9 protein-coding genes are annotated in these 17365 nt (G+C 58.0%); 3 read left to right on the forward strand and 6 right to left on the reverse strand.

Annotation, left to right across the window (positions count from 1 at the left end; translation table 11 throughout):
* Positions 1–535: 535 nt before the first annotated feature.
* Positions 536–3211, forward strand: coding sequence for an MGH1-like glycoside hydrolase domain-containing protein (locus tag NB063_RS09650; RefSeq protein ID WP_250928515.1), 2676 nt, complete (start codon positions 536–538; stop codon positions 3209–3211).
* Positions 3212–3421: 210 nt separating this feature from the next.
* Here NB063_RS09650 and NB063_RS09655 read toward each other — a convergent pair whose 3' ends face one another.
* The 6 genes from NB063_RS09655 to NB063_RS09680 form a co-directional block, all read right to left on the reverse strand.
* Entirely contained in the window at positions 3422–4393 is a 972-nt protein-coding gene (locus NB063_RS09655) for an ABC transporter ATP-binding protein (RefSeq protein WP_250928527.1), read from the reverse strand.
* A gap of 164 nt (positions 4394–4557) precedes the next feature.
* Entirely contained in the window at positions 4558–7089 is a 2532-nt protein-coding gene (locus NB063_RS09660) for a Hint domain-containing protein (RefSeq protein ID WP_250928516.1), read from the reverse strand.
* Positions 7089–7451 carry a hypothetical protein gene (locus NB063_RS09665; RefSeq protein ID WP_250928517.1) on the reverse strand — a complete coding sequence of 121 codons (363 nt, stop codon included), beginning with the start codon at positions 7449–7451 and terminating at the stop codon, positions 7089–7091. The genes NB063_RS09660 and NB063_RS09665 overlap by 1 nt, the downstream gene beginning before the upstream one ends.
* A 178-nt stretch (positions 7452–7629) precedes the next feature.
* Positions 7630–9852: a polyphosphate kinase 1 gene (gene ppk1, locus NB063_RS09670; protein WP_250928518.1), complete on the reverse strand. Its 2223-nt coding sequence runs from the start codon at positions 9850–9852 to the stop codon at positions 7630–7632.
* A 120-nt stretch (positions 9853–9972) separates the two neighbouring features.
* Positions 9973–11043 (reverse strand): c-type cytochrome domain-containing protein, encoded by a 1071-nt coding sequence (locus NB063_RS09675; protein ID WP_250928519.1) that lies wholly within the window; start codon positions 11041–11043, stop codon positions 9973–9975.
* 347 nt (positions 11044–11390) lie between these two features.
* On the reverse strand, positions 11391–11774 hold the full coding sequence (locus NB063_RS09680) for a membrane or secreted protein (RefSeq protein WP_250928520.1): 384 nt from the start codon (positions 11772–11774) through the stop codon (positions 11391–11393).
* Positions 11775–12152: 378 nt separating this feature from the next.
* Between NB063_RS09680 and NB063_RS09685 the strand changes: the two genes are divergently transcribed.
* Positions 12153–15692 carry a DEAD/DEAH box helicase gene (locus tag NB063_RS09685; RefSeq protein ID WP_250928521.1) on the forward strand — a complete coding sequence of 1180 codons (3540 nt, stop codon included), beginning with the start codon at positions 12153–12155 and terminating at the stop codon, positions 15690–15692.
* 176 nt (positions 15693–15868) lie between these two features.
* On the forward strand, positions 15869–17098 hold the full coding sequence (locus tag NB063_RS09690; RefSeq protein ID WP_250928522.1) for an esterase-like activity of phytase family protein: 1230 nt from the start codon (positions 15869–15871) through the stop codon (positions 17096–17098).
* The last annotated feature ends 267 nt before the right edge of the window (positions 17099–17365 follow it).

Below are 17365 nucleotides of genomic sequence, written 5' to 3' on the forward strand. Positions count from 1 at the left end.
GCTCCTTGGTCCGGCCTACGCCGAACCAATCACGACCAGCGGAATTGTCGTTATACCGAATCACTTCTATGTACCTGCTTAGCCTTGGCAACGAGCAGTCTGCGACCGCATGGCGTTAGCATGTCCACGACGCCCCTTGGATGATGGCCATGCCTGATCGCGGTCAAACAAAAAAATGGTTAGCCATGAGTGTTTTGTCTCACCTCAAGTTGAGGGCTGTTTAAACCGGAGGTCTCGCGTCCTGCCGCTAAGATCCTTAGCGGAACGGCTTGAGACGTCCGGTATTACCCCAGTGATTAGGCTGCACTTTGGGGGCGCCCAATCATCTCCGCGGATCATTCGCTTCGCACCTCGCCGCGAGGACCAAAGCAAACGGACATTCTGTCGATTCTTCAACGACATGCGTTGCGATGGCTTAGTATGGTAGGGAAGGAAGGGAGCTGCGCCGGTCGCATCTGCAATTGCGTGGTGCTGCGTTCTTCTGCGATCTGGTTGGCCCCGTCCGTTCGCGGACTGTCGAGCACGAAACGGCACCATGAATCAAACTACCGACGAGCATCAACGCTTGTACCAAAATGGCTCGCAGCCCCATAACTGGAAACGCTGGGGGCCGTACGTCGCCGAACGTTCCTGGGGTACGGTCCGCGAAGACTACAGCGCCGACGGAGACGCCTGGAATTATGTAACGCATGACGATGCCCGTTCCAAAGCCTATCGGTGGGGCGAAGATGGCTTGGCCGGAGTCTGTGATCGGTATCAACTGCTGTGCTTCGCACTCGCGTTATGGAATGGCCGCGATCCGATCCTCAAGGAGCGTCTGTTCGGAACCATCCCCGCCGAGGGTAACCATGGCGAAGACGTCAAAGAGTACTATTACTATCTCGATTCAACACCGACGCACTCCTACATGCGATACCTCTATAAGTATCCGCACCGGGAGTTCCCCTACGCGAAGTTAGTCGAAGAGGGACGCAAACGCGGCAAAGATCAGCCCGAGTACGAATTGCTCGATACGGGAGTCTTCGACGACAACGCCTATTTCGATGTCTTCGTAGAGTATGCCAAGAATTCTCCGGAAGACTTGTGCATCAAGATTGAAGTCCATAACCGTGGCAGCGTTGCAGAATCGCTTCACGTCCTGCCGCATCTCTGGTTTCGCAACACTTGGGGATGGGGTGCCGAGCGGGGCAAGCGGCCAACAATCAAACTCAACCAGCAGAACGATAAGTTCTCATGCCTCGTCGCCGACGATACCAACGCCGCTTCGCTACAGAACCTGATGGTACCCTATGAACTCGGAGTTCGCTTTCTCTATGCCGAAGCGGGCGGCAAGCCGCTGTTCACGGACAACGAAAACAACGCCGAAAAACTCTACGGGGCCACTGCGCAGAACGCCAGTCCTTACGTGAAGGATGCGTTTCACCGGCACGTCATCGACCAAGAGGAATGCATCAATCACCAACAGTTTGGAACGAAAGCGGCGATCCATTACGGACCGGTTTCCATTCCCGCGGGCGGTAGCGTCGTAATCCGCTGCCGGTTGACCGATACACGTCAACACGATCCGTTTGGCGACTTCGATGCGATTGTCCAACGGCGTAAAGAGGATGCGGACAAGTTCTACGAGTCCATTCATCCACCCAAGGCCACCGCCGATGAGAAATTGATCCAGCGGCAAGCCCTCGCCGGCATGCTCTGGACGAAGCAAATCTATTTGTTCGATGTTGACCTCTGGCTCCGCGGAGACAACCCGAACGTTCCGCCACCGCCGGGCCGAAGGAAAATCCGTAATGGGCAATGGAAGCATCTCAATTCCATGCGGATTCTCTCGATGCCTGACAAATGGGAGTACCCTTGGTTTGCCGCTTGGGATCTCGCCTTTCACTGCATCCCCTTGGCGCTCGTCGATGCCGAGTTTGCCAAGGAACAACTGTGGCTGATGTTGTTCGAGCAATTCCAGCATTCCAGCGGACAAATCCCTGCATACGAGTGGGAATTCTCCGACCTCAACCCGCCGGTACATGCTTGGGCCGTGTGGCGAGTTTACAACATGGACCGGGTCCGCAACGGTCAAGCGGATCGCGAGTTCCTCGAGAGGTGTTTTCACAAGCTGTTGCTCAACTTCACGTGGTGGGTGAACAAGGTGGACACGGAAGGCAACAATGTCTTCGAAGGCGGCTTCCTCGGTCTCGACAACATCACGGTCTTTGATCGCAGCCGGCCGTGCGCCGACGGCCAACTCAAGCAGGCCGACGGCACCGGTTGGATGGGCATGTTCTGCTTGAACATGATGCGCATCGCCTTGGAACTGGCAAAGGAAAACCAAACCTACGTCGGACTCGCGACGAAATTCTTTGAGCACTACACGTACATCGGATCGGCCATCAAACACATGGGCGGTATGGATTGTAAACTTTGGTGCGACGAGGACGGTTTGTTCTATGACGTCTTCATTCACCCCGATGGTTCCCATGAACCATTTAAAGTGCGTTCACTTGTCAGCCTCATTCCGCTGTTTGCCGTTGAGCGTTTGGAAGAAAAATGGTTGCAAAGCTTCGACGGCTTTCGCGAGAACTTTGAGTGGTTCATGAGGAACCGTAACAACGTCACACAGCACTGCGTCTCGACCTTCGCGGGCAACCAGGGGACCGTCCACCTGCTGTCGGTCGTCAATGACGATCAGCTCAAGAAAATCCTTCAGCGGCTATGGAACCCAGAGGACTTCCGCAGCGTGTATGGATTGCGAAGTCTCTCGAAACACCATCAACAACATCCCTTCTCATTTTCCGGACAAACCGTCAGCTATGAACCAGGCGAAACGCTGAGCTGGCTCAAAGGGGGCAACTCGAACTGGCGTGGACCGGTCTGGTTTCCGACAACGTTCTTGATGATCGAATCACTCCGCAAGCTTGCCACCGCCTACGGTGATTCCCTCCAAATCCGAACTCCCGAGGCCCCCGATGAGGAAGTCCGACTGATGGATCTGGCGGGAGGTTTTGCCAACGGAATGATCAATCTTTTCGTCCGCAATGCGGAGGGACGACGTCCGATTTTCGGCAACCGGGAAAAGATGCAAAACGACCCTCATTGGCGCGACTACCTGCTCTTCCATGAGTACTTCAACGCCGAAACGGGTGAAGGCCTGGGCGCGACTCATCAAACAGGCTGGACCGGACTGGTCGCGTCGCTGATCGACGAGTGGCGGCACTGAGCGGGCGTTCTTCAAACGGTGACGACGAGACGCTGGCACTCCGGTGATGTACCGGTCGGCTTGGTGGCTTCGGTTCTCAGCAGGTGAGCGGAGAGAATTGGCAGGTCTTTTTGAGCTAGCTGGGAGCTGGGAGCTGGGAGCTGGGAGTTGGGAGTTGGGAGTTGGGAGTTGGGATGGTTAGTTCTACGACGTTGCGTGTTCGTGAGCGGCTTACTGGACCAGGCCTTCGGTGACTTGGAGGAACACGTCTTCGAGACTTTTGCGGTGCGAAGTGACTTCGGCGACCGCGTAGCCTTGGCAGACAAGCCAAGCGACCAACTCGGCTTGATCTCGTAGCTCGCCTTCGAATGCAAATCGCAGTAGCTCGCCGTCGATGATGATCTCGCCGAGGACATGGGTCGCTGCGTCGGGATCTTGCTGGATCGCGGAGAGTTGTTCGGCGGCTTCCTCGGCACGTTCGAGAATGCGGAGGGTGATTTCGCGGGTTTGATTGCGTTGTTTTTGAATCTCGTCGACGCTGCCGGTGGCGAGCAATTGTCCTTGCTCGATGATCCCAACGGCGTCACACATTTCGGCGAGTTCGGTGAGGATGTGACTGCTGATAAGGATCGTTTTGCCGCGATCAGCGAGTTCGCGAATCATCTTGCGGAGTTGAATCCGCGCCCTGGGGTCGAGGCCCGCGGCGGGTTCGTCGAGGATCATCACGGCAGGGCCGTGAATCAGGGCCCGGCCGAGACACAGTCGTTGTTTCATCCCTTTGGAAAGCCCCCGGATCGGCTTGTCTTTCATGCCGACGGTGCCGGTGAATTCGAGCACCCAGCGGAGTCGTTGGGTTCGCTCGCGGCCGACGAGACCGTACGCCCGCGCAAAGAAGTCGAGGTACTCTTCGCAATTGACGTCACGGTACGTCCCAAACGAATCGGGCATGAATCCTAAGCGACGACGAACGAGTTCGGGATCGTTGACAACCGAAAAACCGTCGACGAACGCGTCGCCGTAACTGGGCAGGTCGAGTGTGGCCAGGATCCGCATCGACGTCGTCTTCCCAGCACCGTTGGGGCCGATGTAACCGAACACGTGCCCGCGGGCGACCGAAAATGAGATGTCGTGAACCGCTTTGGTTTTGCCAAAGTAGCGATACAAGCGACGCAGTTCGATGCACTCACTGCCGTTGGTGTGCACGTTCACCGGTGTTCGTTGGGGGAAGATGGGTTCGACGAGCGAGACCGATTCGTTGGGCTGACGAGCGTGACCGTCACCGTTTGGACTGGGAGCGTCGTGATTGCGATCCGCGGAATTGTCGTCCGCGTGATCGGGATCGGGGGCCGTGAAGTCGTTAGGCTCGCTCATGGCAGGGTGCCCATCACGTAATGGATGCTGTCGTAGACATTGGTACCAGGAATCGCGATCGCATCCGCCGAGATATCAGTGAGGCCGAGGAAACTGTTGGCAGGCAAGTCGGACTGAAGTTGCATGCGTTGTTGGAGTTCATACTCGAACACGCCATCGGTCGGTTTGACCACAGTAGCAAATGCGTTGAGTTGTTCCGAGACGATATCGGATGTGCCGTTGTCGTAACTACGGTTATTCGCGGAGTTATTTCGTCGGCGCTCAACCACGTCGCTGATCAGCCACTGGCGTTTGTACATTTCACCCATGCGTTCGGACGCGTTCTTTTTGCTGATTTGCACAGCAATTGCGGATGATCGTGCCGGGAGTTCTTCGGTGTAGTAGTACCGTAATTTCGCATCGCAGACGATCAGTTCATGCAGCGGCACATCGGATTCGCTGTAGACGATCATCGACTCCGGTCCTTCGAGTGGTTTCTCCTGCGACGTGTCTTTTCCAGAGGGCAACGGCTGCTCGGCTGAGATGGGCTTGATAACGGGCAGCGGGTCAGACGAGGTATTCTCCCCGATGCGAATGCGCCCCCACGAGGACCGCGGTTGAACAGTAACAAATTGGCGTTGCTGACGACTGGGCAGAAAGTCGCGATCGAAGTTCAGTGCATTGGCACTTGCCGTCACAAGGCCGCGAGAGTCGAAGCGTTCACCGATTCTCGACTCCCAGTCGCGTGATTGATTGTCCGGATACAGTGTCACCTCGGAATCGGGCGGGAAGCTCAATCCGTTGGACGGGCGGATGCCGGCGAAATAGGTGCTGCGACTGCGGGTACTGGCATCACCGGTTGTGCCGTCCACCCACGTGATTTGTCGAACACGCAATCGTGTTTCGAATCCGTCGGCGATAACGCCATATCCGAGCATCGCGGCGGTGGTACCGATGGCGAGAATCGGCGCGATCGCGAACATCAGATAGCTGCGCCCGGCTTTTGCCGTTTTTCGATAGGCGACCGGGCCGACGAGAATGACAAACAATCCGAGCAGCCCCATGAACGTGTAAACGGGAGGCTGCGAGACACCAGGGATCACCCACTGAAAGAAACGCTGGCTGCCGAGGATCGGATCGACACCGCTGCGAATCAATCGCGATCGCTGCCAACTCATCAGGTTCAGTGCCGCCCACCACTGCAATGCTTGGATCGGTGCAACGGCGGTCCGATCATCGCCTGACGATTGTTCGCTGTCCGCCTTTGCACCAGTCGTCCCATCGTCACGGCTTTGTTTGCCCAGGTAAACGATCATCCCGGCCAGTTCATTGCGGGCGCGGACTCCGTCCGGTCGCATCGCGTGGGCGGGCGGATACTGTTTCAGCGAGGTGCGGATTTGTTCGGCGGCAGACGGCAACCAGTCTCGCCAGAGCTGCACGTTTTCATCCGCATTGACGCTGTAGCTGAGTTCTCGCGACAGCTCGTCACTGTTGGCGTTTGCCAACGAATCGTATCGCGCCGCGATCGAGGAGCAGCCCTGCTCACCCTCGCGTAGCGTTTCACGTGATGGCGTCCGATACGCATTCGACGATCCCAGTGCCTGGTCGGGCGCGGCCGCGTCGCGTACGACCAGAATCCCGCCGGATTGAATCCATTCTCGCAGCGCGATCGCCTGAGGCGAGCCTGCTTCGGAAATTGACTGCCAATCTTCACCGTGCATCATGACGGCATCAAAGGGGCGATAGGCACGCCAATCTGCCGGCAGACTTCCAGGCTTCACCGAGCGGAAATGCCCCTGTTCGTCCGCCACCTCCGGTTCGCTCATGCGGCGTTCCCATTCCTGCGGGTCAGTGGCGATTCGATACGGACTTGGGGTGTTAATCAAAGTCCACATCTGCATCGAGCCATTGCGCGATGGCGCGTCGATTTCCGATTCCACCCAAAGCACTTCCCAAAGGCTTTGCTGGAGCGCGTTGACGTACATCTCGGAGTCACGGTAGCTGATTGGGGAACCCACGTCGGATTGGCAATTGCGGATCGCGCGACCGTCTTCCAAAAGCTGGACGAGGTAGTAATTGCCGAACGACGACTTAGGCAGATGACGGGCGAGACGAACTCGCTCAGTGCCTTCCGGGATTTGAATCGGAAGCGACGCGCGTAAACTCGATTGGGGCGGAGAGTGTCCGTCTGGTTTTGGTGTTAATCTCAGGTCGAGATTTAGGTCAGCCGTGGTGGGACCGCCGGTGGTGGCGAATTCCAACTCGACGCGCATCGTGTCGGCCGTCAGATGCGACGAGATCCAGACCCGCATGGTCCACCCGAGGCGGTTGGTTGTGCCGGTCGGGAAACGGGCTACCAGTGAATCGCCGTCACGGAGGAAACGGGCGGCGGGTTGCGGATCGATCGCATCGAGTGACGCCGAGTTCGATTGCGCAAGCAACCGAACGGGCGACATGACGATGATCGCTGACACGGTGACGACACCCAGCAAAATTCTCGCTGCGTATCCGAGCCCCCGGCGTGGGGCGGGCATGATGGAAACGGGCATCACTGTTCCGGTTCGCGAGGTTTGAGCAGTTGCGGGGGCAATTGATCCTTGGCGAACGGACTGCCTTCGCGAGCGTTATCGAACCTTCCGATCACGAGCTTGGCCGTCGCCCACGACATCAAGAACGCCAACGCCGCGAATACAAAAAACAGTGCGAAGAAACAACCCGCAGCGATGGAAGCTTTGGCGAAGGTGGCTCCGTCGCCGGCGGCACGTGCGACGGCGGCGATGACGGCTGCAATCACCGTCGCGATCATCATCGATCGAAACGAAACCCGGGGCAGCACGCGGCTGCGCACGATCGGTTGCATCGATGACGGATGAATCGACGGTGACGGGGAAGATTCAGTAGGGTTTGGCATACCGACGAGTGTAACGAATCTGCTTGACGAAAGTACAACGAAGCGGCAAAGAGGCGTCGCTCACGCTAGGTCGTGCAGGGATTGTCTGAGTCGGTCGAGTGCCAAAACACAGATCGGTCGGGTGGGTAGCATTGCCGTCGCAAATCGGTCTCCGGAATGCGTCGGCGTCTGAAAAGCCTCAATCGCCGGGGCGATGAGCTTCAAAAACCAACCTCGAGCTTTGTTTGATCTGGCGAATGTTCTCGACGGTCTTTCGATACAGGGCTTCCTGGACCCGAAACGGTTTTTGTTTCTTGCTCGCGACAATGCGTTTATACGACCCATCGGGCTGCATCGACCACGCGTTTTGGTTGTCGCGGAAATACATTTGCAGCGATTCACGCAGCCGTTTACTGATCGCCGAATCGAGCACGGGTACGAGCAACTCGACGCGACGGTCGAGGTTGCGTGGCATCCAGTCCGCACTGCTGATGAAGAGCATCGAGTCTCCACCGTGACGGAAATAGAACACACGGGCGTGTTCCAAAAATCGGTCGACAATCGAAACGACTTCGATCGATTCACTGAGTCCCGGGATGCCGGGACGGAGGCAGCAGACCCCACGAACGTTCAACCGGATCTTGACTCCCGCTTGGCTGGCTTCATACAGCGATTCGATCACCTCGGTATCGACGAGGGCGTTGAGTTTGGCAACGATCTCGGCTTTCTGCCCCTGTTTGGATCGTTCGGTTTCGCCGCGGATCATTTCCAGAATGGTACGGCGAAGTGTCAACGGCGCGATCGCGAGTTGTTGCAGCGGTTGCGGTTGACTGGCGCCGGTGACGGCATTGAAGAACATCGTCGCGTCGGTGCCGAGCGTTTCATCTTTCGTCAAAATCGAAACGTCGCCATACAGGTTCGCGGTGACTTCGTTGTAGTTGCCCGTGCCGAAGTGCACGTAGCGGACGAGCCCTTGCGGTTCACGGCGAACGATGATGCAGACTTTCGCGTGCGTCTTCAATCCACGAATTCCGTAGATCACTTGCACGCCGGATTGTTCCATTTCGCGTGCCCACTCAATATTACGGGCTTCGTCAAACCGAGCTTTGAGTTCCACGATTGCGGTAACGTATTTCCCGCGTTCGGCGGCGCGTTTGAGCGCGGCCACGATCGGGCTGTCACGACTCGTTCGGTACAAGATCTGTTTGACCGCCAAAACGTCAGGATCCGTCGCGGCTTCTTCGATCAGACGCACGACCGGATCGAACGTTTCGTAAGGGTGCAACAACATGATGTCACCGGCGGCGATCGAAGAGAACATCGGTTCGGCCGGATCGATCGCTGGGCTGCGTTGGGGCGGCCAAGGTTCATCACGCAGCGAATCGAAACCTTTGATGGCATGCAGCCCAAAGAGATATGTCAGGTCGAGCGGCCCCTCAATTTGGAAGACGTAGTCCGGATCGACGTAGAAACTCTCCATCAAATAGTTGCGAATCGCGTCGCTCGCCGAGGCGTCCATTTCCAACCGGACGACGTCCGACAAACGACGACTCTCGAGCACCTCCTCCATCCCACCGAGCAAATCACCAGCGCCGTCTTCACGCAACTCGACGTCGGCGTTGCGGGTGATCCGAAATGGTTTGCACTGCACGACTTCGCGGCCGGGGAAAAACTCCGATACGAAATGCGACACGAGGTCCTCGAGCAGGACGTAATGGAAGCTGTTTTCGTGAGCACCGCTGGGATGCTTGTCCCCGTGGTGTTTGTCGATGGGTAGCGGGACGATTCGCGGGAGGGTGCGGCCGAGCGGGATGACGGCGAATTGAGGTTCGAATTCCTTTTCAGATCCGTCGTCGTCGGCTTCGTCGGACCGTTTGATTTTGGGGGTATTCTGTGGTGCCAGTTCTGCAACGCCGCGGAGTTCGACGCACAAGTGGAGGCCGAGCCCGGGCAGCATCGGAAACCGCCGGTCATGGAGTGCTTGAGGCGATAGAACGGCCACGACGTCGTCTCGAAAATGCCGCGCCGCGGCCGCTTCGACGCGATCACTGCACTGCTCCAAATCGACTCGCGTGACGTGGCGTTCTCCGAGTCGCGGCTGGATGTCTTCCAGCAAGATCTTGTACTGCCGTTTGACGTGGCGATGACATCGCAACGCGACGGCACGAAGTTGTTCCGTCGCGGTGAGTCCGGCGGGATCGCGACGGCCGGTTCCGCTGCTGCCCTGCAATTTGAGGCTGCCCACGCGGACCATCACGAATTCATCCAAGTTTGATCCGGTGATCGCCAGGAATTTGGCCCTTTCGAGCAACTTCATGTCCGGATCGTCCGCTTGATCGAGCACTCTCGAATTGAACTCCAACCACGCGAGTTCTCGGTTGAGGTAACGCGGTTCAACAATTTCAGGCGTAGACGAAGTCAACGAAACGATCTCGTAAATGAGAGGGAAGGGACCGAAAGAGCACGACGCCCGAAAATAGATCGAGCCGGCCGATGTGGAACGAGCGATACGATACGCGGTCGCCGGGTTGAGTCGCTAGTCTCAGTCGCCAGCGGCCAGCGGTTGGGAATCGATCGTTTCGATCTCTTGGAGTTCAATGTCGATCGCTTCGGAATCGTCTGGGTGGAGCGGCTTTCCGAGCAGAATGCTGAACGCTTTGGGATAAAAGTCTTTCCCGTACGTCAGCTCACCACCTTGGTGCCCGACGGCGCCCACCAGTCCTGCCACCACCAGCAAACCGATCTTCCATGTCGTGGTCAAGCGTGGGGAATGAGTGCGGAGCGACATCAGGGCAATGATCGCAAATAACGTTGCCGAAACGGTCACGATGACGGCGGTCCAGCGATGCCAGAAGATGTCGGCGTCGAAATCCATCCGGGCCCATGAGCCATAGCCTTTCTCGACGCTGAATGACCAACCCATCATCGTCGCGACGATCGACGAACCGGCACCGATCAACAAACACGCCAGCGGAATTTGGGTTCCCAGCGTGGGCCATTTCCAACCGAGTACGACGAATAGGGCGCCGACGACCAACATCGCGATCGGGAAGTGAACCGTCGCAGGGTGCAGGAACCCTTGGAACGACCAAACCCGTGCGACAACTCCCATGTCTTCGACCGAGAGCTCTTGCTCGGTTGGAAGCGGGGCACCGGAGCCATCGAGCATCGCGTCTTCGGGCCAGTGAGCGCCTTCGTCGATCCAGAGGCGAACCAAGGCGAGTTCGCTGGCGCTGAGCGGCCCGCCGTGGCCACGTGGCGGCATCAACATGTCGTCGTCGTCAGTCGTCATGTAATCCGTAAACAGGCTGCTCGACATCGCGTCTTCCGCTTCGACGTAGTCAAACACGAGATCCGGATCGTCAATCCGGAAATCGTTTTTGGCTTCATCGGGGCCGTGACATTCCAAACAATGGGTTCGGAAGATGGGGGCGATGTCGCGAACGAAGTTAACGACGCGGCCTTCTGCATCGACCGCCATCCGTTTGATCGCGACGACTTCGACCGTCTCGCCGGCAGCTTGTTCAATCTCAGCTTCATCCACGTCGGTTTGGGCGTGAACAGAAACTGGTGCAAACGCGACCAATGTCGTGATCGCGAAGGCGGCGAACATGCCGAAAATTCGTGACGCGGTGGCTCGTGAGCCGCTTAGAAAAGTTTGACGAGGAGTGGTTGGCGAGCAGATGAGGAGGGGGGGAGTGGTGGGGTGGGAGGGGGTGAGCATGGTTAATCCGTGCCGCCGGGGAGGCATCCTAGGTGGGAAGGCGAGTTTCATTCACTGAAAATCGCATTGTAGTGGGATTATCGCCCCACCACCAACCACGGGCGTTCGCCTTTCTGGATCCCTCCGCAGCCTCGCTCGATCGGCTCGGGAGAGCGTTCCGCGGGACTTGGCAATCCACCAAAATCGCCGCTTACCCCCTGCCAATCGACAACAACGCTGGCGTTGCTGCCGAGCGTTTAATTTCCTGTCGTGTCCTCGTCCGCGGAGGATTCGTCCGCTTGGTCGCTACTGCCCGTTCCCGCGTTGGAATGGAAGGTCGGTTTGACCGGCGGATGCTCGTTTTCGGCATCGGACTTCGCTTTTTCACCTTCGCCCGGTGAGGCCCACGTTTCGTCAGCCGGTCCGTTCTCAGACACGGGATCGTCCAGTGGCGAGGTTTCGTTAAGCGGTGTGCCGTGGTCGAACATCGAGTCGGAATATTCGGTATCGACCTCTTCTTGTCGGATCGGATCGATTTCGCTGTCACCGACCGGTGCATCGCAACCGGCGGTCAGGACGGCTGCGCAGCCAATAGCGAGAAAGAGATAGAGTAACTGTATGCGTATTTGGCGTTGTGACATGAGTCGTTGCCTCAGTCGATTGAGTCATGGGAATCCACCCGAGATCAAGAAGTCTGCGTGGCGTCCTGCTCCGCGTCGCCCGGCCGATCCGGTAAATGGGTGAGGACCGGGTCGCGTGTCAGCAGACGTCACGTCGCCTGACCTCGGAGGCGACTGGTGACGCAAACGGCATGCCGGTCGCCTGCGACACCGATTGCGGGAGGGCGATAGTGACGTGAATCTCCCCGCCAGAGAAAGAATTCCTATCAGCCATCGCGTTCCGAGCCCCTGACGTGTACCCTGGTTCGCTCGAATTTCCTAAAACTGCATCTTTGGCGGGCCGCCGGGGCAGGACCTTTAGGGATTGCTTGTTTTTCCACCAACGGGATAGATGACGGCATGGATTGGATCGCCGAGGACCAGATCGGATCGCTCGGGCTGCTGTTGGGCGAAGCGATCGAACGACTAGTCGATTCTCACGATCAGGAATTCGACAAACGGGCGGCGATGATGAGCGTGAAAACGCCTACGTTGACCCAGGGTGACGACGGCATTCGCTTTGATTTTCAAGTTCAAGGCAACCGTGAACGTTTGCAAAGCGTCGCGATCAACGTTTCTCCCCAATTCGATGAGGATGATCCGGGCGCCGAGGCCATGCAATTGCGTGCCGAGTGCGCATGCGGGTGTGTTTCGCATCAAAGCAATTTGCGTTGCCCCCACACGCTGGCATCGGGTTGGTGGTTGCAAGAACAAATGGCTCGCCGTCGCGGCAACGGCCAATTGCTCGAATTCCTTGGCGGGCTCAAAGCCGACGCGGTCGCGGCGGGGAAACAGTTCGTTGACGAGCTGCTCCGTCGTGCCAAGAACGCTCGCCCCGCCCAAACCGAACAGGAGCCCTCGCGGTTGCAGTGGCGGTTGCGCGTGAACATCGCGTCACAGGCCACACCGCTGACGATCACCCCTTTTGAACAACGCCAACGCAAAGGCGGCAAGGGTTGGACGAAAGGCCGCGAGGTCCGCAGTTTTGATTTGCTCGAGCAAAACCTGCTTACCAATCCGCTCGACAGCCAAGTGGCGTCGTTGACATCGATCCCGACACACGGGTTCCGCGAAGATCAGTTCGGCATGTTCCAAGCCTTGCGGTTGCTCGCCGGTCACGAGAACGTGATGTGGGACGACCAAAATGCGTCCCCCGTCGACGTCTTCAGCAGCCAACTCACGCTGACGCTCCAGCCCGTCGAAGTCGATCAATCAGCAACCAAACCGAAACCGGCCATCACCGACGCGCTCGGCAAGAAGTCGACAAAGAAGGCCACCAAGAAAAAGACGGCGCGATCGAAGTCGCTCAATGAACTCGTCGGTTCCGAAAGCGGAGAGGAGTCTGGGAATCAAACCGGCACGGCCACGCTCACCGCGGTCGACGATGGCAATGACGGCCCTGGCGATTGGCCGGCCGCCGGGATGGCACCACCGCCCGGTGAAACGATCGCGGTTCAATTTCGTCCGCGGCTCACCGTCGAAGGCATCGATATCGATGTGCATGATTGTGAAATCATTTTTGGCCAGACCAGTCCGGTCGAGCCCGTTGTTGTTCTGGCCGATCGCAAAAACGACCGCGTTGTGGTTTGCACGTTGATCGATTCGGCGGCCAGCGGGCTGGTGCAGTTTCTGCTGCGTGACGATTACCGAGACACGATGCTCGACGAGCAATCGGCAGCCAAATTGGCCCTATCGGCGAACTCGATCGATTCGTTCATTCATGTTGCGTTGCCACCGCAATTGGCGGGGCCGATCCAATCAACGGATTGCGAGCTGATTTTGCAAATGCGTCCGCGCCCCGGTGCGGGACTTAAGGTCGCGCTGCGGGTTCACGACATGCGATTCCGAAATGATCCGGTTCCCGGCCAACCGCCCGAACTCGTGCCCTGCCTGAGCGATCAAGGACCGGTCCGCATTCAACGAAATCTGACTAACGAATTAAGCGACGCACAAAAGGTGATTGAGCGGTTCGGTTTAAACAAATTGTCGAGCGATGGCGATCACGAATGGGTCGCGATCAGCGATCACGCGGCGTTGGACCTGCTCGGCCGATTGCATGATGCGGGTGAGGAAGCACCGCGGATTGTATGGCCGGAAGGGGAAACGTTCCGAGTTCGTGGCGAAATCACACCGAAATCGCTGCGGGTGCAAATCGACGATTCGCCAGATTGGTTCGGAGTGACGGGATCGGTCACGATCGATGGTATCGAAGTGCCGCTGCAGGATCTCTTACTCGCCGTTCGCGAAGACCGGCAACTCGTCCGCGTCGGTGACCGCAAGTTCGCAAAGATCAGCGAAGCGTTCCGTCGCCGACTGACGCAGTTGGCCGACACTCTGGTCGCAGAGAAGGGGTTGCTCAAACTACCTGCCGCCGCAGTTCCGTTGGCGCAGGAGATGTTGAGCGATGACGTGGTTCTCGAAGCCACCGCGGCGTGGCATCAAGCGATCGAACGGCTTGAATCGTTGGCGGACTGGAATCCGGATCGCCCCGAAGGCCTCGACGCGACGCTGCGTGATTATCAGCTCGACGGATACCGATGGTTGTCTCGTTTGAGTCGATGGGGCGTTGGCGGCGTGCTGGCCGACGACATGGGCCTCGGTAAAACGGTGCAGACGCTGGGCATCCTGATCGATCGCGCCGCCGACGGCCCCGCGTTGGTGATCGCGCCGACGAGTGTCGGTGAAAACTGGGTGCGTGAAGCGGCCAAGTTCGCACCGTCGCTGTCGCCGGTTTTGTATCGCGACTGTGATCGCGATGAGATCATCAAAACCTCCGGCCCCGGCGATGTGTTGATCGTCAGCTATCAACTCATGCAACGCGACGCAAAACGATTCGCGACTCGGTCTTGGAGCACGTTGGTGCTCGATGAAGCCCAATTCATCAAGAATTCGCAAACGAAGACTTCGCAAGCGATCCGGATGCTCGAAGCCGATTGGCGACTCGGGTTATCGGGGACGCCTTTGGAGAACCACCTGGGCGAACTGTGGAGTCTGTTCCGCACGCTCAGTCCCGGGCTGCTCGGATCGTGGCAACGGTTCCGCAGTCGGTTTGCAGAGCCGATCGAGCGGCACAACGATGCCGAGCGACGCGAAGCTCTCGCGCGTTTGGTTCGTCCGTTTATCTTGCGGCGTACCAAAGACAAAGTGCTCAAAGAGTTGCCTCCGCGTACCGAGATCACGCTACGGGCGGAACTCAGCGATGCCGAACGCAAACTGTATGAAGACGCTCGTTTGGCCGCGTTGGCGGAGCTGACCCACGCGACCTCCGAGGGTGCCAAAACACACGAAGGCCGACGCCGGATTCAAACGCTGTCATGGCTGACGCGTCTGCGCCAACTCGCCTGTCACCCGGCCCTTGTTGAACCGACTTGGAAAGGAACCTCGGCCAAACTCGAGTTGCTCTTGTCGCTCGTCGATGAATTGCGAGACGGCGAACACCGCGCCCTCGTGTTTAGTCAATTCGTCAAACACCTCAGCGTCGTCCGTGAAGTCCTCGACAAACGGGGAATTTCGTACCAGTATCTCGATGGCGCGACGCCTTCACATGAACGGCAACGGCGAGTCGATGCGTTCCAAAACGGCGAAGGGGACTTGTTCCTGATCTCGCTCAAGGCTGGGGGCACGGGGCTCAACCTCACCGCCGCCGATTACGTCTTGCACCTCGACCCGTGGTGGAATCCGGCCGTGGAAGATCAGGCGACCGACCGGGCTCACCGGATCGGACAGGAGCGACCGGTGACGGTCTACCGACTGGTTGCCGAACGCACGATCGAGGAGCAAATCCTGCAATTGCACGCGGACAAACGCGAGCTCGTCGCGGGCGTTCTCGACGGCACCGACGCGGCGGCCCGTTTGCAGACGCAAGATTTGATCAATTTGATCAAATTCGAAGGTCATTAAGCCGCGAAAACATGGGGTCCCCGCAAGCTCGCGGAGACTTCATCAGATCTTCATCGTTTGGCCATATCAAATTTTTGGAAACTCCAGACAATTCGATTTTGACGTGGTCAGAGATGCAGTATGGGAAGGGTTCCATTGCTCTGTGCCCGGCCTTGGTTCGCGCTGGCGGAATTTGAATGAATCGTCGCTTCCTGACGTTGGGATGTCTGGTCGGTAGCTTTTTCCTGTGTTCGCATGTCGGCGCCGCCGAAGCGATCACCGCCTCTCAGCCCACGGGCCCTGCGGGTGTCTCGGTCGAATTGGTGGCAACGGTGTTGCTGGACGGTTCGGCGCACGACCTCAGCGGCGACCGCGGCCGGCTCGAAGATGGATCTGCGGCGGATCAATTCGGCGGTCTGTCGGCGATGGAATACACCGGCGAAGGAAACCGATTCCTGTTGTTGGCCGACCGTGGGGCTGGCGATGGTGAAGTCACCTATCGATGCCGCTTCCACGAAGCCGAACTCATCGTGGACGCCGAAAAGCACACGATCCGGTGTGAGTTGATCTCCACCCGGATGATCTCCACGCCCGATGGACAACCCGTCGTCGGATCGATCGCTGCCGACGAAGCACACCTCGTCTCGACCGATCCGAATCACCAATGGACGGCGCTGGATCTAGAAGGCTTGCGGCGACTGCCCGATGGTTCGTTGTTGCTCAGTGACGAGTACGGCCCGCACGTTCTCATTGCCGATCCATCGGGCCGGGTGAAGGAAGAGTATCCGGTGCCGGAGAAATTCTTGCGTCGCCCTCGCTCCGAAGGCGGTTTTGTGACTCGCGGTGTCGCCTACAATCGAGGTCTAGAAGGAATCGCGATCACGCCCAGTGGAACATGCATGCTGGCGATGCCGCAGAGCCCATTGGTTCAAGATTCCGTGCAATACAACGGGATGAGCTTAGGGGTGAACTGCCGCTGCATCGTTTACGGCGCGAATCGCCATTGCGAACGCGAAGTCGTCTACACGATGGACAACGACCGCAACGGTTTGAGCGAAGTGTTGGCGATCGACGAAGACCGCTTCCTCGTGATCGAACGCGATGGCAAGGCCGGTCGGGAAGCAAAGGAAAAGAAAATCTACTTGGCCGATCTGCGTGGTGCGACGGACGTGTGCGATATCGATTCGTTGCCCGAATCAGGTTTACCCGACGGCGTCGTGCCGATGAAGAAGACGTTGCTGATCGATCTGCTCGATCCGCGTTTTGGGCTCGGCGGTGATCACGCGAAGGAAAAAGCCGAAGGCTTGTGTTGGGGGCCACGATTGCCCGATGGGCGACAAACGCTCTGGGTGTGTTACGACAACGATTTCGAATCTTCGATCCAAACCGAGTTCGATTGCTTTGCGGTTACCGGGTTGGGCGATTGACCGGATCGGCTGCCCGATCGGCCTAAGCAGGTATGCAGGAATCATCTGGCGAAACTGCCGCGAACTGTAGGCCGGACCGAGGCTTTGCGAGTTCCGGCATTCACTTGCTCAGTCGTGCCGGAACTGCGTCGCTTAGGCTCCTTGGTCCGGCCTACGCCGAACCGATCACGATCAGCGGAATTGTCGTTATACCGAATCACTTCTATGTGCCTGCTTACCGATTCACTCCGATTCCGCGTCGGCTTTGGCATTCCTTTTAGCCTCTTG

It is taken from the genome of Aporhodopirellula aestuarii (assembly GCF_023701485.1).
Lineage (GTDB): Bacteria > Planctomycetota > Planctomycetia > Pirellulales > Pirellulaceae > Rhodopirellula > Rhodopirellula aestuarii.